Annotated in this window: 16 protein-coding genes and 3 pseudogenes; 4 read left to right on the plus strand and 15 right to left on the minus strand. The window is 69.6% G+C overall.

The features are described from left to right. Positions 1 to 49 precede the first annotated feature (49 nt). Both BW737_RS19825 and BW737_RS03975 read right to left on the minus strand, forming a co-directional pair. Positions 50 to 553 (minus strand): annotated as a pseudogene (locus BW737_RS19825) (Ig-like domain-containing protein); the annotation flags it as partial. A 67-nt stretch (positions 554 to 620) separates the two neighbouring features. Continuing rightward, positions 621 to 1,586, minus strand: a complete 966-nt coding sequence (locus BW737_RS03975) for a helix-turn-helix domain-containing protein (protein ID WP_086615284.1) — start codon at positions 1,584 to 1,586, stop codon at positions 621 to 623. 289 nt (positions 1,587 to 1,875) lie between these two features. Here BW737_RS03975 and BW737_RS03980 point away from each other — a divergent pair, with 289 nt between their 5' ends. Then, positions 1,876 to 3,276, plus strand: coding sequence for an amidohydrolase family protein (locus BW737_RS03980; RefSeq protein WP_086615285.1), 1,401 nt, complete (start codon positions 1,876 to 1,878; stop codon positions 3,274 to 3,276). A 101-nt stretch (positions 3,277 to 3,377) separates the two neighbouring features. Further along, positions 3,378 to 4,805 (plus strand): annotated as a pseudogene (locus BW737_RS03985) (amidohydrolase). Here the strand turns inward: BW737_RS03985 and BW737_RS03990 are convergent. The 4 genes and pseudogenes from BW737_RS03990 to BW737_RS19395 all read right to left on the minus strand — a co-directional run. Beyond that, positions 4,780 to 6,531, minus strand: coding sequence for a DUF885 domain-containing protein (locus BW737_RS03990; protein ID WP_086615286.1), 1,752 nt, complete (start codon positions 6,529 to 6,531; stop codon positions 4,780 to 4,782). The pseudogene BW737_RS03985 and the gene BW737_RS03990 overlap by 26 nt on opposite strands. Before the next feature lie 300 nt (positions 6,532 to 6,831). Beyond that, a complete protein-coding gene (locus tag BW737_RS17600; RefSeq protein ID WP_257210441.1) occupies positions 6,832 to 6,960 on the minus strand; it encodes a hypothetical protein in 129 nt (42 codons plus the stop codon). Further along, positions 6,939 to 7,574, minus strand: coding sequence for a Na+/H+ antiporter NhaC family protein (locus tag BW737_RS17605; protein WP_257210442.1), 636 nt, complete (start codon positions 7,572 to 7,574; stop codon positions 6,939 to 6,941). Before BW737_RS17605 ends, BW737_RS17600 begins: the two co-directional genes overlap by 22 nt. Before the next feature lie 92 nt (positions 7,575 to 7,666). Then, a pseudogene (locus BW737_RS19395) lies at positions 7,667 to 8,479 on the minus strand (Na+/H+ antiporter NhaC family protein); the annotation flags it as partial. Positions 8,480 to 8,652: 173 nt separating this feature from the next. Between BW737_RS19395 and nrdF the strand changes: the two are divergent. After that, positions 8,653 to 9,627: a class 1b ribonucleoside-diphosphate reductase subunit beta gene (gene nrdF, locus BW737_RS04000; RefSeq protein ID WP_086615287.1), complete on the plus strand. Its 975-nt coding sequence runs from the start codon at positions 8,653 to 8,655 to the stop codon at positions 9,625 to 9,627. A 533-nt stretch (positions 9,628 to 10,160) separates the two neighbouring features. Here the strand turns inward: nrdF and BW737_RS17615 are convergent. From BW737_RS17615 to BW737_RS04025, 8 genes are all read right to left on the minus strand, one after another. Further along, complete coding sequence (locus tag BW737_RS17615; protein ID WP_257210443.1) at positions 10,161 to 10,712, minus strand: ABC transporter ATP-binding protein; 552 nt, start codon at positions 10,710 to 10,712, stop codon at positions 10,161 to 10,163. Then, positions 10,664 to 11,338 carry an ABC transporter ATP-binding protein gene (locus tag BW737_RS17620; protein ID WP_257210444.1) on the minus strand — a complete coding sequence of 225 codons (675 nt, stop codon included), beginning with the start codon at positions 11,336 to 11,338 and terminating at the stop codon, positions 10,664 to 10,666. The genes BW737_RS17615 and BW737_RS17620 overlap by 49 nt, the downstream gene beginning before the upstream one ends. 122 nt (positions 11,339 to 11,460) lie before the next feature. After that, on the minus strand, positions 11,461 to 13,188 hold the full coding sequence (locus tag BW737_RS04010) for an ABC transporter permease (RefSeq protein ID WP_086615300.1): 1,728 nt from the start codon (positions 13,186 to 13,188) through the stop codon (positions 11,461 to 11,463). 159 nt (positions 13,189 to 13,347) lie between these two features. Next, entirely contained in the window at positions 13,348 to 13,515 is a 168-nt protein-coding gene (locus BW737_RS19400) for a hypothetical protein (protein WP_338063856.1), read from the minus strand. Beyond that, a complete protein-coding gene (locus BW737_RS04015) occupies positions 13,494 to 14,411 on the minus strand; it encodes an ABC transporter substrate-binding protein (protein ID WP_338063857.1) in 918 nt (305 codons plus the stop codon). Before BW737_RS04015 ends, BW737_RS19400 begins: the two co-directional genes overlap by 22 nt. A 588-nt stretch (positions 14,412 to 14,999) precedes the next feature. Beyond that, positions 15,000 to 15,722 carry a response regulator transcription factor gene (locus BW737_RS04020; RefSeq protein ID WP_086615301.1) on the minus strand — a complete coding sequence of 241 codons (723 nt, stop codon included), beginning with the start codon at positions 15,720 to 15,722 and terminating at the stop codon, positions 15,000 to 15,002. Then, positions 15,722 to 15,997 carry an ATP-binding protein gene (locus tag BW737_RS17625; protein ID WP_257210445.1) on the minus strand — a complete coding sequence of 92 codons (276 nt, stop codon included), beginning with the start codon at positions 15,995 to 15,997 and terminating at the stop codon, positions 15,722 to 15,724. The genes BW737_RS04020 and BW737_RS17625 overlap by 1 nt, the downstream gene beginning before the upstream one ends. Further along, positions 15,976 to 16,590 carry a sensor histidine kinase gene (locus BW737_RS04025; protein ID WP_257210446.1) on the minus strand — a complete coding sequence of 205 codons (615 nt, stop codon included), beginning with the start codon at positions 16,588 to 16,590 and terminating at the stop codon, positions 15,976 to 15,978. The genes BW737_RS17625 and BW737_RS04025 overlap by 22 nt, the downstream gene beginning before the upstream one ends. Positions 16,591 to 17,063: 473 nt before the next feature. On the opposite strand from BW737_RS04025, the gene BW737_RS04030 reads away from it, so the two are divergent. Continuing rightward, the gene (locus BW737_RS04030) at positions 17,064 to 17,894 is read left to right on the plus strand and encodes a glycosyltransferase family 2 protein (RefSeq protein ID WP_257210447.1); all 831 of its coding nucleotides are present in this window, start codon (positions 17,064 to 17,066) and stop codon (positions 17,892 to 17,894) included. A gap of 122 nt (positions 17,895 to 18,016) precedes the next feature. Here BW737_RS04030 and BW737_RS04035 read toward each other — a convergent pair whose 3' ends face one another. Beyond that, positions 18,017 to 18,241 (minus strand): hypothetical protein, encoded by a 225-nt coding sequence (locus BW737_RS04035; RefSeq protein ID WP_143233259.1) that lies wholly within the window; start codon positions 18,239 to 18,241, stop codon positions 18,017 to 18,019. Positions 18,242 to 18,379 lie beyond the last annotated feature (138 nt).

Here is an 18,379-nt window from a genome sequence, read left to right on the forward strand (position 1 = left end):
CGCAGGAGGTGAAGGTCAGCGTGTAGTCGCCGCCCGCCTCATCGACCTGCGAGCGGTCCCAGCCCAGGGTCACCCAGGCGGTGCCGGTGATGTCGCCGTAGGTGTCGGCGTAGTCGGACAGAACGAAAGTAAGCGTCTTGCCGGACCAGGTGGCCTGGCCGACGACGGCGCCGTCGGGGGCCGTCAGGTCGAAGCTGCTGGGGCCGCGGTTCTCCAACTCTGCCGGCAGGGTCAGTGTGAAGCTGTCCCCGGCGCTCGCGGTGGCGGGAGCCGCCCAGCTCAGGTCGGCGCGGACCAGGCCGGAGGCGTCGGAGACGTAGGTTCCATTGGATACATGGGTACCGTCACGCCAGGCGACCGAGGTGACGGAGCCGGTGCAAGTCTCCGCCGCTGCGGCTTTCAAGGGGGAGACCTCATCGCTGATGTCGGCAGAAGCGGCGGACCCCGGGATGGCGAGGGCGAGCACCAGGGCCGCGGCACAGGCGAGTGAGCGTAACGCTTCATTGTTTTCCCTTCGATGAGTCGGGGAGCTGTCATGGGAGACGGAACTCATCGAAACACGGGATTAGTAACGCGTTTGCTAGTGACGAGTGGCGAAAATCTGCCATGTCATACGTGCGTCACTCGGATTGCCCCAGCCCCGCCGTGTCATCTGCCTGCGGCAGCCAGCCCAGACGCACCGCCTGCATACCCAGTTGGAAACGGCTTTGTGCCCCCAGCAGACGGTTGAGTTCGGCGACTCGTCGGGCAACGGTCCGCAGGCTCACCCCGAGTTGCCGCGCAATCGCCTCGTCGGTCATGCCGGAGGCGAGTGCCCAAATCAGTTCGCGGTTGTGCGGCAATGCCTCCTCGGTGGTCAGTGCGCGCGGCATCGGTACGGCTGTCTGCCACAGCTGCTCGAACAGGTCGCCGAAGGTTGCGACCAGTTCAGCGTTGGCGACACGGGTGGCGATGACGCCGTCATCGGGGCCATGGCGCAGGATGAGCGCCGTCGTCTCGTCGGCGAGGAGCATGCGGAAGGGGAGGCGTTCCACGAAGCGCGCTTCCTCGCCCTGGCGGATCGATGCGGCCACCACACGGAAGTAATCCGGGTCGTGCAGGGAGGCCATCTCGTACAGTGCTCGGTGACGTACGCCGTGGCGCAATGACTCCTGTTGCAGGCTCGCCTGTTTTCCCGAGGATGTCAGGTACGGCGGGCGATCCATTCCCCGGAACTCAATGCGAGCGGTGGCAAAGAGCTGGTTGAACATGACGATGGCTCGCTGGGGGGAGCGAGTCGTCTCCACTAGGCGTCGGCCGCCCTGCTCGAGCAGATCCAGCTCGAGGGCGGCGGTCTCCGCGCGGTGGGCATCCTCGCGGTGCCGCCGTTCCAAGGCGTGTAGGGCGCGGGCTGCCGAGCGCGGGTTCACCACCCCGTCGGCGACGGTGACCAAGCCCGCCTCAATCAGCTCGGTGAGGGCGGGGCTCTCGGAGTCTGCGGCATGGAATGCGCCGTCCAGCAGTGACAAGTACAAGGATTCGGCGGCGCCGCTGATGCCGAGTCCGGCGAGTAGTCGGCGGGGTTCCCAGGGCTCCGAATCGCTCATAGCTGCGATGCTAGCGGTTGGTGCCGGGGTGTCGGGGGCGGAGAGGTATGCGGCTTGGGCGCGGACTCGCATTCCACGACCCTGGTGCGTTGTCCACGACCCCGGGATGGTCGTGGAGCGCGGCCGAAGGTCGTGAAACGCGCCCCGGTGAGAAGCGTCGAAGAGGCGCGCGAGATGGATTATTGCTGTCGGACTTACGGTTGTCTGAGGGTGGGGCGGCGCCGACCGCGCCACTGCAGCCAAGCACCGCTGCGTCCCTCCCCATCTACCCGAGCACCCAGGAGGCTCCATGACGGACTGGATTACCCCGCCGACCGACGGCGGTGAACGCCTCGACGGAGCTGGCGCTGCGCTGGTCGCCGCCGACCGCGTGCTGACCGGCCGCCGTGGTGACGCCGTCGGCAGCCTCGAAAGCATTGGCGAGGACGATCCCCAGGGCGGCGCCGTCTTCATCGACGGTCCCTGCATTCGCGCCGTCGGCCCCACCACCGAGCTGACCGCCCGCCTGAGTGAGCTGGCCGCCGCGGCCGAGACCGTGCCCGCGCAGGTGCGCCGCATCGACCTGCCCGGCACCACCCTCATGCCCGGTCTCATCGAGACCCACGCCCACCTGCCCACCTCCGGCACGGACGAGGAGTACCCCGACTACGGGGCGCATGAGGTCGCCCGGCTCACGCTGAACGCCGCCCGCTCCGCCCGCGAGCTGCTGTCCCTCGGCGTCACCAGCGCGCAGAGCCTGGGGGCCCGCCACTACGTGGACGTCGCCCTGCGCGACGCCATCAACAACGGCGACCTGCGCGGCCCCCGCATCACCGCCGCTGGACCGCAGATAACCGTCACCGGCGGGCACGCCCACCACGCGGGCGGCGAGGCGGACGGCCTGGACGAGATCCGCCGCCAGGTCCGGCTCCACCACAAGCGGGGTGTGGACACCATTAAGGCCATGACCACCGGCGGCTTCACCACCTCCGGCTCGGTGCCCTGGCTGGCTCAGTTCAGCCAGGAGGAGCTCACCGTCCTGTTCGCCGACGCCCACCGCCTGGGGAAGTGGACCGCCGCCCACGCCCACGGCACCCAGGGCATCGAGCGGGCCGTGCGCGCCGGCGTCGACTACCTCGCCCACGCCTCCTTCATCAGCCCCGCCGCACGCTCCGAACCCGACCCGCGCCTGGCCGACGAGATCGCCGCCGCCGGCATCTACGTGGACTGCACCATCACCGCCGAACTGCCACGCATGATCGCCCGCGACGACGCCTTCGCCCCGCCCGTACGCATGCTGTGGGAGCACGGCGTGAAGATCGTCGCCGGGCACGACGCCGGCATTCCCGGCGTCCCGACCCGCGGCTACGTCGGCGGCCTGGAGGCACTGGAGACCGTCGGCCTGCCCCGGGCGGAGGTCCTGCTCGCCGCCACCTCCCGCGCCGCCGCCGGCATCGGCCTGGCGGGCGTGACCGGCGTGCTCGCCCCCGACTTCGACGCCGACCTGATCGCCGTCGCCGGTGACCCGCGGGCCGGGCTGGGGGTGCTGCGCGACCTGCGGCTCGTGGTCAGCCGGGGGCGCGAGTTCATCCCCGACCGCATACCCGGGCTCACGCACCGCACCGGCCTCGACACCTTCCCCGGGCCGGGCTCGGTGCTCGGCGCCTGGCGGAACCGGGACCTGCTGCGCGCTCGTCACCCGGAGGTGTGAGGCCCATAAGGTCGCGGTATCCCGCCTGGCTCCATGGGCCTGTACCTGTTGGAGCGGAAGTTGACTCGATGACGGCCGCTGCACGCGGCACAATCGGCGCCATGAATCAACCCGTCCGCGACCTGTCCCGGCCCACCACGCCCTGCTCCGCCGTGCAGGCGCGCATGGCCGAGGAGACCGCCGCCCGCGCCGCCACGGCCGGCCCCGCCGCCGCACTGTCCGAGGGTGCCGGTGCCGAGGCCGACCTGCGTGCCGAACTGGCCGACCTCGTCGACTCGCTTGCTCCCGAACTGGTCGCGCTCTCCCACGATCTGCACACCCACCCCGAGGTCGGACACGCCGAGCACCACGCCGTGGCCGCCGTCGCCGAGCTGCTGCGCACCCACGGCATCGACTCGGAGGCGGGCGTGTACGGCATGGACACGGCGCTGCGGGCGGAGATCGGTGCGGCCGAAGACGCGCCCGCCCACCCCGGCGTTCCAACCATGGCGATCCTGGCGGAGTACGACGCCCTGCCCGGCGTCGGCCACGGCTGCGGGCACAACGTCATGTGCGCCAACTCGGTGGGCGCCTTCCTCGCCCTGGCCGAGCTTCAGCGCCGCCGCCCCGGGGCGCTGCCCGGCCGCGTCATCCTGCAGACCACCCCGGCCGAGGAGTCCGACACCGCCAAGGAGATCCTGGCCCAGCGCGGCATGCTCGACGGCGTCGACGCCGCGATCCAGACCCACGCCTACGCCCACGACCTGGCCGACCAGACCTGGCTGGGCGTGCGCCGCATGAGCGCGGTGTACACCGGCATCCCCTCCCACGCCTCCTCCCAGCCCTTCATGGGCCGCAACGCCCTGGACGCCGCCACCCTGGCCCTGACCGGCCTGGGCCTGCTGCGCCAGCAGATCCTGCCCATGGACCGCGTCCACGCCGTCGTCGACGACGGCGGCAGGTCGCCAACGTGATCCCCGAGCGCGCCGAGCTCAACCTCATGGTCCGCTCCAAGTACCCCGAGACGCTCAAGGACCTGGTGGGGCGCGTGGAGGACCTGCTGCGCGGGGCGGCGCTCATGACCGGCACGGGGGTGGAGATCATCACCGACGCCAACACCAACGAGATGCCGGTGCGCTCCAACGGTCCGCTGCTGGCCGCCTGGGTGCGTTCCCAGCGGGAGCGCGGCCGCGACCCGCTGCCGGCCGGCGTGGTGCCGGAGACGATCGCGGCGGGCACAGACTTCGGCAACGTGTCGCTGCGCGTGCCCGGCATCCACCCGCTGATCAAGGTCACCGACCGCGACGACGTCGCCCTGCACACTCGGGAGATGGCAGCGGCCGCCGGCTCGCCCACCGGCGACGCCGCCGCCGTCGACGGCGCCTACGGGCTGGCCGCCGTCGCCCTGGACTGGCTGCACGACGCGACCTGCGCGAGGCCGTGCGCGCCGATTTCGAGGCGCCGGCGGGGCCGTGGACGTCGCCGGATTCTGGAGGAGTGAGGCCGGGCGGGCCGTGCACTCGGCTACTCCGCCAGCGCCTCGCGCATGACATCTAGGCCCACGCTGCCCAGGCGCAGCGCCCGGGTGTGGAAGTCCTTCAGGGACTGCCCGCGGCCCAGCGCCTCGTCGCGGGTCGCCTCCCACAGCCGCTGGCCGACCGCGTAGGACGGCGCCTGCCCCGGCCAGCCCAGGTAGCGGTCCAGCTCGAAGCGCAGGAAGGACTCCGTCATCGCCACGTTGTGGCGCAGGAAGGCCCAGGCCGAGTCGGCGTCCCAGACGCCGTCGCCGACGCCGGGCAGCTCCGCCAGCTCCGGCGGGCGCCGCTTGCCCAGGTGCACGCCGATGTCCAGCACCACGCGGGCGGCCCGCAGCCGCTGGGAGTCGAGCACGCCCATGCGGTCGCCGGGGTCGTCCTGGAAGCCGAGGTCGGCCATCAGCTGCTCGGCGTACAGGGCCCAGCCCTCGCCGTGGCCGCTGACCCAGCAGGCCAGGCGGCGCCAGGAGTTGAGCTCGTCGCGCACATAGGTCTGCATGCCGACCTGGAGGTGGTGGCCGGGCACGCCCTCGTGGAAGACGGTGGTGCGCTCCTGCCAGGCGGCGAAGGTGTCGGTCCCCTCCGGCACCGACCACCACATGCGCCCCGGCCGGGTGAAGTCGTCGCTCGGGCCCGTGTAGTAGATGCCGCCGGTGGCCGACGGCGCGATCCGGCACTCCAGGGTGCGCAGCGGGGCCGGGATGTCGAAGTGGGTGCCGTCCAGCGCCGCGATGGCCTCGTCCGCGGTGCGCTGCATCCAGGCCTGCAGGGCGGCGGTGCCGTGGATGGTGCGCGCCGGGTCGGCATTGAGCCGGTCCATCGCCTCGCGCACGCTCACGCCCTCGCCGTACAACTGCGCGGCAATCGCCCGCTGCTCGGCGTCGATGGCGGCCAGGCGCTCGCGGCCCCACTCGTAGGTCTCGTCCAGATCGACCGTAGCGCCCAGGAACTCGCGGGAGAAGCGGGCGTAGCGCTCCCGGCCCACGCCGTCGGCCTCCCCGGCCAGCGGCGCGATCTGCTCTCCCAGGAACTCGGCGATACGACCGTAGGCGGCGCGGGCCTGCGCAGAGGCCGCGTGCAGGTCAGCGCGCAGCGACTCGGGAAGGGGCGCGCCGTCGGCGGTGGCGGCGGCGTCGATAAGCGCCGTATAGGAGCTGGAGGCCTCCGCCGCCTGATCGCGGGCCTGGCTGATGCAGGCCTCCACCTGGCGCCGGGCGGCCACGTCACCCCGGCTCGCGGCCAGGCGCAGGGAGCCGGCGTACTCGTCCAGGGCGCGCGGCACGTCGCGCAGGCAGGCGGCGAAGTCCGCCCAGTCGGCCTCGGTGGCGGTGGGCAGGTTGTCGAACAGATCCCGCAGGTTCTGAATCGGGGAGGCGATGTTGTCCAGGCGGCGCAGCGCCTCACCGGCCTCGGCGGACTCAATGCTGACGCCCAGCCGCTCGCGCATGGCGGCCACGGTGACCCGGTCGACCGCGTCAACCGGGGTGACGTCCTCCAGCTCGGCGAGCGCGCGCCGATCCAGATCCGTCAGCGCCTCAAGGGCCTCCGGGGAGTACCCGTCCAGCTCGCCGCGGCGGCCCGGAAGCCCCACGGACACCGCGAACTCGGGGGACAGGTCGGCCAGCTGCTCGACGTAGCGCTCCGCCACGGCATCAACGGCGGTGGGGCGGCGGGTGGAGCTGCCGACGGGATGGGCGCCTGTGGGCGGCACCGCGGGGATGTTGGAGGGAGTCTCGGTCATGGGCGAAGACTAGGGCACCGGTGCTTGATCAGCTCAAGGGCATGTACTTGTCGCGCGCCACCGGCTCACCGCCCCTGGATCGCTGAACAAACGGGAGTCTCCGATTCCGGGGTGTAGCGAGCGGCCGCCGTCGTCTCGGTTCAGGTGCGGGGGCGTGCAGGTTGGTCGACGAGCACCTGGCGGCAGCTGACGGTTTACGACCTTGGGGTACAAATCACGACCACCCCGGGGTCGTGGAACGTACCCCAAGGTCGTGATTTGCTGTCATGGCCACCTCGTGGGCTGCAACCGGGAGGGCACTCAGGCTGTGGTTGATGCGTCCTCGGGTTCTTCGGCAGGCGTGGACGCGTCCTCATTCGCGGCGTCGATGGCCGGCAGCCACGCGCGGATCGCGAGGGCGAAGCCGCTCAGTGCGACGACGGTGACCACAACGCCGAGTACTCCGGACCCCGTCGCCGAGAACACCACGTACCGAGCAGCGCCGCGCCTGCGGCGGCACCCGCGTAGGGGAGCTGTGTGTTGACGTGGGTGATGTGGTTGCAGCCCGCTCCGGTGCTGGACAGGATCGTCGTATCCGAGATAGGGGAGCAGTGGTCGCCCCACACGGCACCCGCGAGGACGGCGCCGAATGCGGGGATCAGCAACTCGCCGCCGCCGGCGACCGCGCCCATGATCTCCCCGGCGATCGGCAGGAGAATGCCGAAGGAGCCCCAGGAGGTGCCGGTGGCGAAGGCCATCGCCCCCGCGACGACGAACAGCATCGGGATGAGCCACCGCGCCGACACCGCGGTCGACTCGACGAGCGAGCCCAGGTATGCGCCCGTACCGAGCTCGGAGATCAACGAGCCGAGCATCCAGGCGCACAGGAGGATCTTGATGGCCGGAAGCATCGAGCGGGCGCCTTCGACAACACCCTTGGCGGCCGTCCTGGCCTCGAAGATCGGGTCCTCGTGGGTGAAGTGGAAGTAGTAGAAGGCCGCGGTCGCGAGCCCGAGGACGCCGCCGAGGTTGAGGGACAGGGCGACGTCGGTGCTGGCGAGCACTTCGAGAATGGACCATGAGCGGACGCGTGATGCCCCGTCAGGAGGATTCCACCGATGACCCCCGCGACCAGGACGGCGAAGGGAACGATGAGGGCGCGCATCGCCCCCGGCTCGTGCCGCGGCAGGGAGTCGGTTAGCTGGCCGGGGATCTGCTCGTCGGGGTCGTACAGGCCGCCGGTGGAGACGGCGCGGCTCTCCTCGCGGCGCATCGGGCCGAAGTCGATCTCCAGGACGACGGTGATCCACAGCAGGATCAGGGCGGCGATGGCGTAGTAGTTCATCCCTGCGGAGCGGATGAAGGCGCCGGCGTCGGAGACCTGGATGCCGACAGCTGCGACGATCGGCCCCATGATGCCGATGATCGAGGCTCCCCAGCTCGAGAAGGGGGCGAGCACGGCGACGGGTGCGGAGGAGGAGTCGATCAGGTAGGCGAGCTTGGCCCGCGACACCCGCTGCCGGTCGGAAACGGGGCGGGCGACCTGCCCGACGGCCAGGGCATTGAAGTAGTCGTCGACGAAGATCGCGGTTCCCAGCGCCGCCGCGAGGACCTGGGCGCCCCTCCGGGTGCGGACCCGCGTCATCGCCCACTCGGCGAAGGCCTGGGTGCCGCCGGACATCAGCACCAGGGAGGTGATGACGCCGAGAGTCAGCAGGAAGACCAGGATGAGGATGTAGTAGGAATTGGGTGCGCCTTCCGACCAGAAGATCTGGGAGAAGGCCTCCCAGACCTTGGCCAGGGTACTGAGGATGCCGCCATCGGCAACCAGGAAAGCGGCGGCAACGATGCCCACAGCCAGGGACGAGATGACCTTCTTCGTCCCTATAACCAGCAGGATCGCCAGGAGCGGCGGGACGAGGGACAGTGCCGGGTAGGACTCGATCATCAACAGTTCCATTCGTTGCATGCCGGAAGGGCACCAGGCTAAGGCATCAGCAGTTCGGGTCTGCGGGAAGCCTCGCGCATTACGTGCATGCGGCGGCCCCGGCCGCGGGGCATCTCACGTCGGCGCGACCGGGTGGGCGGCGCCGTCGTCGGTAGCATGAGGGGCCTCAACTGAGCACACCCGGGAGGACCCCCATGCCTGAGCCCATCAAGCTCATCGACCGCGTCCAGGCCATCAACTGGAACCGGCTCGTCGACGACAAGGACCTGGAGGTCTGGGACCGCCTGACCGGCAACTTCTGGCTCCCGGAGAAGGTGCCGCTGTCCAATGACGTCCCCTCCTGGGCCACACTGAACCAGGCCGAGCAGAACATGACCACGCGCGTGTTCACGGGCCTGACCCTGCTGGACACCATTCAGGGCACCGTCGGCGCGGTGTCCCTCATCCCGGACGCCCGCACCCCGCACGAGGAGGCGGTGCTGACCAACATCGCCTTCATGGAGTCGGTGCACGCCCGCTCCTACTCCTCGATCTTCTCCACCCTGATCTCCACCGCCGAGATCGACGAGGCCTTCCGCTGGAGCGAGGAGAACGAGAACCTGCAGCGCAAGGCCCGCATCATCCTGGACTACTACCGCGGCGACGACCCGGAGAAGCGCAAGGTCGCCTCCACCATGCTGGAGTCCTTCCTGTTCTACTCCGGCTTCTACGCCCCCATGTACTGGTCGGCCCACGCCAAGCTCACCAACACCGCCGACCTGATCCGCCTGATCATCCGCGACGAGGCCGTCCACGGCTACTACATCGGCTACAAGTACCAGCTGGCGGTGCGCGAGTCCTCCCCCGAGCGCCAGGCCGAGCTGAAGGACTACACCTTCGAGCTGCTCATGGAGCTGTACGACAACGAGGAGCAGTACACCGAGGACCTCTACGACGAGCTCGGCCTGACCGAGGACGTGAAGAAGTTCCTGCGGTACAACGCCAACAAGGCGCTGATGAACCTCGGCTACGAGGCGCTGTTCCCGGCCGACACCACCGACGTCAGCCCGGCGATCCTCGCCTCGCTCTCGCCCAACGCGGACGAGAACCACGACTTCTTCTCCGGCTCCGGCTCCTCCTACGTCATCGGCACCGCCGAGGCCACCCAGGACGAGGACTGGGACTTCTAAACCGGTCGTCGGTGTGGGCGCTGTTGGCGTCCCACGCCGATCCGTCGAGAAGGCGCGTCTGCAGGCGAGGACCCGGGCAAGCCGCCGAACACGCTGTACTGGGCTACGTTGTCGCGGGCTGACCGGCGTCGTCGTGGGCTTCCCCGCGTGCTCGGCAGGCCACCTGCCGCCGGCGGGGTGCTTGGTGGGCTCGGGGCGTCCCGATTGCCAGCCTGCACAAATCGTCTACTGCGCCACCTGGTGGTCTGCTACGCCGGCGCGCGGTTGCCCGTATGCCTCTGCGCCCTTTAGCAGACGGCCAACTGGCGCAGTAAACCCCGAATCGGCGCCCCCAACGGCCCGCATCCCCAGGCATGCAGGCTCTGGACACGGCGGTGGATTGTCGCAAACGGTCACAAACGCATCGATGGAACCGATGCTCAACCAGGCAATCGTTGGAATCATGCGGTTGCAGAATCGGGCCGGGCGGCCGAATCCGGCGTTTGTGACCGTTTGCGACAATGTCGGCCTCGCGACCCACGCTCCAACCCGCCCTACTCCCCGTCGTCGGGCAGCACCCAGGCGCGGGAGGCGGCGAAGCCCACGCGCACGGTGTCGCCCTCGGCGTGCACGGCGCTGACGTCCGGGTCGGACTCCACGCAGACGATGGTGCCCACCTGCGTCTCTACCTCGTACTCCACGTGGTCGCCGTAGAACACGGCCGACAGCACCCGACCCATGTCACCCACGAGCTCGCCCGCACCGGCGGCGGCATCCTGCGCCCCGACCGGCTCCAGGCGCACCGACTCCGGGCGCACCACCACGGTGACGGCGTCACCTTCGCGCACGTCCGCATGGCAGGCGGCCTCGACGCCACGCCCCAGCACCTGCACGCCGCAGCGGCCCGCAGACACGTTCTGCGCCGTCGCCTGCAGGAAGTTGGCGCGGCCGATGAAGTCCGCCACGAAGGTGGAGGCGGGCCGCCGATAGATCTCCTCCGGGGTGGCCACCTGGTCGATCCGGCCCGCGTTCATCACCACGATCCGGTCGGACATGGTCATCGCCTCGGACTGGTCGTGGGTGACGTAGATCGAAGTGATGCCCATGCGCCGCTGCAGGCGCCGGATCTCCAGGCGCATGCGCACGCGCAGCTTCGCGTCCAGGTTGGACAGCGGCTCGTCGAACAGCAGCACCTTGGCTGTACCACCATGGCGCGCGCCAGCGCCACCCGCTGCTGCTGGCCGCCGGAGAGCTCGTTGGGGGCGCGGTCCGCCAGCGAGGTCAGGTTCATGGAGGTCAGCGCCACGTCCACCTGCTCGCGCATCTCCGCCTCGGGCACGCGCCGCAGCTTCAGGCCGTAGCCGACGTTGTCGCGCACGGACAGGTGCGGGAACAGGGCGTAGGACTGGAACACCATGGACATGGGGCGCCGGTTGGGCGGCAGGGACACCATGTTCTGCCCGTCCAGGATCACCTGCCCCGCGGTGGCGTTCTCGAAGCCGGCGATCATGCGCAGGGTGGTGGTCTTGCCGCAGCCGGAGGGCCCCAGGAAGGTGATGAACTCGCCGGGGGCGACGTCCAGGCTCACCCCGTGCACGGCGTACACGTCCTTGCCGCGGTTCGAGAACACCTTGACGACGTCGCGCAGCTCGAGGTGCCCGGTGGGCGCATCCTTCTCAGCGGCGGGCTTTCCGGTGCGTCCGGTCTGCGCGGAGGTGGTGGAAGTGGTCATGTGGGAGCCTCCTTGGCTCTCTCGCCCCGCTGACTGGGGGCATGGCTGGTGACGGATGGTTGGGAGGGACGACGACGGCGCTGCGACCCGGTGCTGTTCTGCCGCCTTTCAGCGGGCGCAGCTCAGCGGGGCTGGCGGCCCGCACCGGTGCCGCGGATCAGCAGGTTGAGTCCGCCGATCACGGTCATGACGATCAGGATCAGAATGGTGCAGAAGGCGAAGGCGTTGCCGAAGCGGCCCGCGTCCACCTCCGCCAGGATCTGCGAGGTCATGATCTTGGTGTGCGGGGTGGTGATGAAGATGATCGGGGACAGCGTCGTCATGGAGCGGGCGAAGGCGTAGACCAGGCCGGTCAGGAACGCCGGCCGGATCAGCGGCAGCGTCACCCGCAGGAAGGTCTGCGCACCCGAGGCTCCCAGCGACGTCGAGGCCTCGTCGATCGCCTTGTCGATCTGCTGCAGGGAGGCGATGCCGGAGCGCTGCCCGGCGGGCATGGAACGCGCGATGTACACCATGACGATGGCCATGGCGCCGCCCGCGATGGCGCTGCCGCCGGCGAGCGGGGCGATAATGTTGACGCCGAACAGCGCCACCGGGCGGTTGAAGGTCACCAGGTAGCCGATACCGATGACCGTGCCCGGCACCGCCAGGCCCAGCATGCCCAGGAAGTCGATCAGGGCGGCGCCGCGGCGCATTCGCACCACCACCAGCCAGGCCACGAGCATGCCCAGAATGCCCGCGATCGGGGTGGCGATCAGCGCCAGGATGGTGGTGTCGATCATGGACTCGTTGCCGATGCCGGACAGCAGGTACTGGAAGTGCCGCAGTGTGAAGGAGTTGTTCACACCGAGGATCTCCACGAAGGCGCCCACCACCACGGCCGCGTACACCGTCACCACCAGCGCCAGCACGGCTACGGAGACGGCCAGCAGTGGAATACGGGCCACGTTGGCGCGCAGCAGCTCGAAGGAGCCGGCCGGCTTGCCCGTGACCGTCACGGTGGAGGAGCGGCCCGACCAGTAGCGCTGCAGCAGGAACACCAGCAGGGAGGGCACCAGCAGCACCAGGGAGTAGGCGGCGCCCGCCGCCGTGTTGTACTCGCCGTTGATGGCGATGTAGGCGCGCGAGGCCAGCACCGTGTAGTCCCCGCCGATGACCAGCGGGTTGGCCAGGTCGGCGATCGCCTCGGTGAACAGCAGCAGGAAGGAGGCGCCCAGGCCCGGTACCACCATCGGCAGCGTCACCGTGCGGAACACCGTGAACTTGGAGGCGCCCAGGGAGGCGGCCGCCTCCTCCATCGCCGGGTCGAGGCTGCGCAGCATGCCCACCAGGTTCATGTAGGCCACCGGGAAGAAGGACAGCGACAGCACCAGGGTCAGCCCCGGCAGGCCGTAGATGTTCCACTCCTGGCCCAGCAGCTGGGTGGAGATGATGCCGTTGCGCCCGAACAGAGTGATCGACGCCGTCGCCACCGCGAAGGGTGGGGAGACCACCGGCAGCAGGCAGATCAGGTGGAACAGGCGCTTGCCGCGGAAGGCCACCCGCACCTGCACGTAGGCCAGTAGGAAGCCCACCAGGGTGCCGACGGTGCCCACCACCGTGCCCAGCACGAGCGTATTGAGGACCGTGGCCCGGTTCGTGCGGGAGGAGACGAGCTTGCTGAGCACGGCCAGTCCGTCGGCGGAGAGGGCCTCGCCCAGGACGCGGCCCAGCGGCAGCAGCACGAGGAAGATGAGGACCAGGAGGACGACGGCGAGGATCGTCGTCGTCACCGGGTCTTGTTTGACCCGGGTGCGGCCCGTGGCGAAGGGTTTGGTGGGTGGGGCTTGGGTGAGGGAAGCGGCGGTCATGGGGGTCGCGCTTGAGGTCATGGGTGGTCCTCGGCTGGGTCGGGCGGGGAGTGAGCGACGGGGGCCGGCTCCGATCGGGAGGGTCGCGCGAGGCGGCGCCGGCCGGCGCGAGCTGCGCATGTTGACGCGCCCGCACCGGCCGACCCGGCATGCGTCGGACTACTCCTTGGGCTCGGCGGCAATCTCCTCGTCGAAGCGAGCGGTCAGGTCGGGCTTGGCCGCGGCGGCTGCGGCGAAGTCGTAGTCGATCAGGTTGATGTCGTCCAGGTTCGCCATCTTGTCGTTGGTGTCGGCGTCGGGGTTGGTCAGCACCTGGTAGGAGCCCACGGTCTGGCCGACGTTCTGCCCCTCGGCGGAGATGGCGAAGTCGATGTAGGCCTGGGCGGCCTCCTTGTGACTGGAGCCGGCCACCAGGCGACGCCGCCGACCTCGTAGCCGGTGCCCTCCTCGGGGAAGGACACGACCAGGTCGGTCATGCCCTCCTCCTGGTACTTCACGCAGTCGTGGGAGAAGACCAGGCCGACGGCGGCCTCACCGCGCCCGGCGATCTGGCCGGGAGCAGTGCCGGACTTGGAGTACTGCAGCACGTTGTTGTGCAGCTGCGCCATGTACTCCATGCCGGCGTCCTCGCTGCCCAGGCGCGTGACCTGCGTCCACAGGGTGGTGAAGGCCGTGCCGGAGGTGGAGGGGTGGGCCATGGAGACCTGGCCCTTCAAGGCCGGGTCGAGCAGGTCGTCCCAGGAGTCGGGGACGTCCACGCCCAGCTTGTCCAGCTGGGACTGGTTGGAGCAGAAGCCGAGCGCGCCGATGTACACGCCGGTCCAGTTGCCGTCGGGGTCCTTGTACTCGTCGGGGATATTCTCCGCCTCGGGGGAGGTGTAGGCCTCGATCAGACCCTGGTTGACGGCCTCGCCGTAGCCATCCACGGGGCCGCCGTGCCAGACGTCGAATTCGGGGTTGTCCTTGGCGGAGGCCAGGCGGGCGACGGTCTCACCCGAGGACAGGCGCACGTAGGTGGCCTGGATGCCGGTCTGCTCGGTGAACTTGTCGGTCCAGGCCTGGCACAGATCCTCCATCGCGCCGCAGGCGATGGTGATCGGGCCCTCGGCGGAGCCAGTGCTGGAGGAGCCGGAGTCGGTGGAGCCAGCGCAGCCGGATAGGGCGAGTCCGCCGGCCATGACGGCCGTAAGCAGCGCGGTGCCGTACCGCGAGAAAGTACGCATGGGAATGCCTTTCGGGAAGTGTTGACGCAGCTGTGCGCCAAGTCACCTCCATCATGCATGGCGTAGGCGGCGGTGGCGATGGAAGGACGGTCGCGAACTGTGACAGAGGTGTCATTTTCGCCCGTGGGCCGCGCGGGCGCGCCGAGGTCGGTCGATATAACCGCCGAGGTCGGTGGAACTTACGTGCCGAGTTCGGTTCTGTACGGGATGCTGGTTGTCCTTCGGCCGTCGTGTAGGCGTCTTACACGGGGAAGAGCCTCCGGTACCGAGCCGTGTCCGGGTACAGGGGGACGTCTTCGGGACTATGGGAACGTCGTCGGAGCCGACCCGCGCCGTCAAACAATCCCGCCGGTTCGCCAAACCCGGGGCCTGACGCCCTACTTGGACCGGGTTTCTGCACTTGGACCGCGCTCCGGCACTTGGACCGTCTGAGAGTGCGTTTAAGGCGGTCCAACTGCGCGTTGGCGGTCCAACCGCAGGTAGGCGGTCCACGGTGGTTCTGTTCGACCGACTTCGGCGCGTTTTGCCGGAGCGGCTGGGGCCATGCCTCGGTTCCGCCTCCTTTCTGCTCTGTTCTGCTGGTCACGCTCAGTCCCGATCGAGCGGTGGCATGCGGTAGCCGCGTCCGCGTACCGCCACGACGACGTCTGCGGGCACGTCGTGCGCCTCCAGGTGCCGACGCAGCCGATAGACGGTGGTGCGCACCATCTCCCGGCCCCCGGAGTCGTCGCTGGTGCCCCACACCTCGTTGAGCAGTTCCTGCCAGGTCACGACGGCGTCGCACCGCCTGGCCATGGTGGCCAGCAGACGGGCCTCCGTGTCCGGCAGGGGAATATTGCGCCCGGACCAGGAGACCCGGCCGGTCGCCGTCGACACGCGCAGAGGGCCGTTGGTGATCGCGTCCGGACCCGAGCCGGAGCGGCGCGTGACCGCACGGGCCCGCAGCGCCAACTCGCGGGGAGAGAAGGGCTTGGTGACGTAGTCGTCGGCGCCCGCCTCCAAGCCGGCGATCCGATCCGGCTCGTCCCGCATGGCCGTCAGCAGGATGATCGGGACCTGGCTGCCGGTGCCCCGCAGCCGTCGGCACAGGTCGACGCCGGAGCCGCCCGGCAGCATGACGTCCAGGACCACCAGGTCGAGGTCGCGGGTGGAGGCCATCTCCCAGGCGGTCTCGGCGTCGGGCGCCGTCAGGCACTCAAAACCCTGTGTCTCCAACGCGAAGGTGACCACGTAGAGCATCTGCGGCTCGTCGTCGACGACGAGCGCCACCAGCTTCGGGACCGGTAGCCCGGGGGCGGGGTCGCTCGTCATCACACTGGTGCTCCATTCGTGGGTGCCGCCTCCGGCGGGGGCGAGCCGGCCCGGGCCGCGTCGGGGTGCAGTGGCAGCGTCAGGTAGACGGTCGTGCCCCGAGCGGCGATCGTATCGATGAGCACGCGGCCGCCGTGCGCCTCCATGATTCGCTGCGTGACCATCATGCCCAGCCCGGCGCCGCGGCTCGATGGTGCCGTCAGCGGGTTGGAGGTCGCATAGGGGGTGAAGGCGCGGCGCCGTTCCTGGCGGCTCATGCCGGCGCCGTCGTCCATGACCGTGATGAGGCGTCGTCGGTTTCGGCACTGATGCGTACGGTCACCGGACCGCCTTCGCAGTGACGCAGGGCATTGGTCACCGCGTTGGCGACCGCCTGGCGCAGCAGTCCGCGATCGGCCTCCACGCGGACCGGGCGCCCGTGGTCCTCCAGGCGGATCGAGGTGTGCGCGGAGCGGCGCATCTCCTGGATGAGGTCACGCACGAGGGCGCGCAGCTCAATGCGTTCCCGACGCAGGCCGCGAACCTCGTGGTCCAGGCGCGCCTCGGTGAGGAAGTCCTCGGCCATCTGGGAGGCGTCACGGGCATTGTCGAGGATGGTGGTCACGAAGCGGCGCTGGACCTCATTGAGGTCACCGGGGGTCTCCTCGTCCAATAACTCGGCGGAGGCACTGATCAGTGCCAGGGGGGTGCGAATCTCGTGGGCGAGGACGTCGCGCGGGGTGCTGCGCTGCTGGGCTTCCTTCCGTAGGCGGGCATTGTCCCGGCGGGCGAGAGTGAGCGCCCGTCGCCAGTGTGCGGCCAGCAATGTGGCCACGACCGCCGCGGCGAGCAGCGCGCAGCCGGCGGCCGCATTGAGAAAGACGCTCATGGATCCCATCATGCCCGCTCGTTGTCGTATGTCCGGGTGGGTGGTGACGCAGGCATCCGGCCGGCGCAGTCATGAGCGCGTGCTGCAACTCTGTGGGTGCCGTGGCGGTGTGGTGGGGGAAGCCGACGGTGGTCCCCGTGGCCGCGGGTGGGGCGGACGCGGGGAGACCGACGTGGGGGACCCGTCGCCTTTGACGCGTCCCGATGGGTGCACCATGCCACCTTCCGACGCGCCGGGATGTGATGAACGACACGAAATCGCTGCGATGGCGAAAGCAAGACATTTCTGCTGCGGTTACATCCCCGAGATCGGGACCGTTGTCCCATGACGGACGTTTGACCTATATGGCGGTCACAGAGGCTCTGCTCCTCGGACATGACTGCCGGTCGCCAGCCGGTACTGCGAGATGCGACTGTGACCCGAGGGTGATGTCTTCAGGAACGACCCGCCTCCGATATGACTACCCTGGGGTTGTGAGCCCGACGCCGCCCTCTGAGTCGCACCCCGACCAGCTCCCTGACCAACGCGTTGCCGTGGTCATTCCGGCCAAGGATGAGGCCGAACGCATCGCTGGCACGGTGCGCGCCTGCCGGGCCATCCCGCGGGTCGACCTGGTAATCGTCGTCGACGACGGCTCCACGGACGCCACGCAGGAGCACGCGCGCGCCGCCGGCGCCGTAACGGTCCGCCACGCCGTCTCCCGCGGCAAGGCCTCCGCCATGGAGACCGGCGCGAGCGTGGTCGCCATGCGTGACTACGAGGACGGCCCGGCCCGGCTGTTGCTGTTCATCGACGCTGACCTGGGTGACTCCGCCGCCGCCTGCGCCGAGCTGGTCCCCCCGATCGTCGACGGCGTGGCCGACATGTCCATTGCCGTCCCGCCCAAGCAGCCAGGGGCCGGCGGCCGGGGCAGGGTGGTGCGCGCCGCTCGCGCCGCGATCGCCGCGGCAACCGGCTGGGCCCCCGTCGCCCCGCTGTCCGGGCAGCGCTGCATTACGCGCGAGGCCTACGAGGCGGCCTCGCCGCTGGCCGAAGGCTGGGGCGTCGAAGTGGGGCTGAGCATTGATGTGCTGGTTGCCGGAATGACCGTGATCGAAGTGCCCTGCGATATCACCCACCGTGTCTCCCGCAACGACCGTGCCGGGCGTCTGCACCGGGCCGCCCAGTACAAGGACGTGATGCGGGCGGTGACCTACCGCCGCCTGCGGCGCGTGCGCGTGCCCGCCGACAAGCTCGACGCCGCCGCCGTCCACGACCAGTTGCCCTTCCGCGCCTTCCGCGCCTGGATGGACGACGGGGCCTGAGAGGTTCGCGACGCACATATGCATTGCCTGTTGGTGTAGCCGCATAGAATCAACTCATGGTGCGTCGGGGGCAACAACGCCAACGAGAGGAGGCGCGTGCTGCGCGGGCTCGCGAAGCCTCTTTATCCGACGACGACCAGGGGGAATACGTGCCGCCTCCGCGCAGCATGTGTGACCAGTCGCCGCTGCGACGGTTCGCCGGCTCTGACGGCGATCAGGTCCAGTATCAGGCGACGGTATGGAGACAGGGCGGGAGGATCGTGGATTTTCAGATCACCCTGCGCCTCCTTGGACGGGATGGTGGTCAGTGGATCAATGCCATTGAGGTTGACTGTGGCCACGGGCATGTGCACTGGCATGAGTCCACGGAGACGGCTCGACACGGACCTGCCAAGCATCTCTACCGGCTCGATACGGTGAAGGATGTACAAGATGGACTTTCTAAGGCAATTGAGTTCATCGCCAGCGCTTCCGTGAGTATCCTG

This window comes from Actinomyces ruminis, assembly GCF_002154335.2.
Classification (GTDB): domain Bacteria; phylum Actinomycetota; class Actinomycetes; order Actinomycetales; family Actinomycetaceae; genus Actinomyces; species Actinomyces ruminis.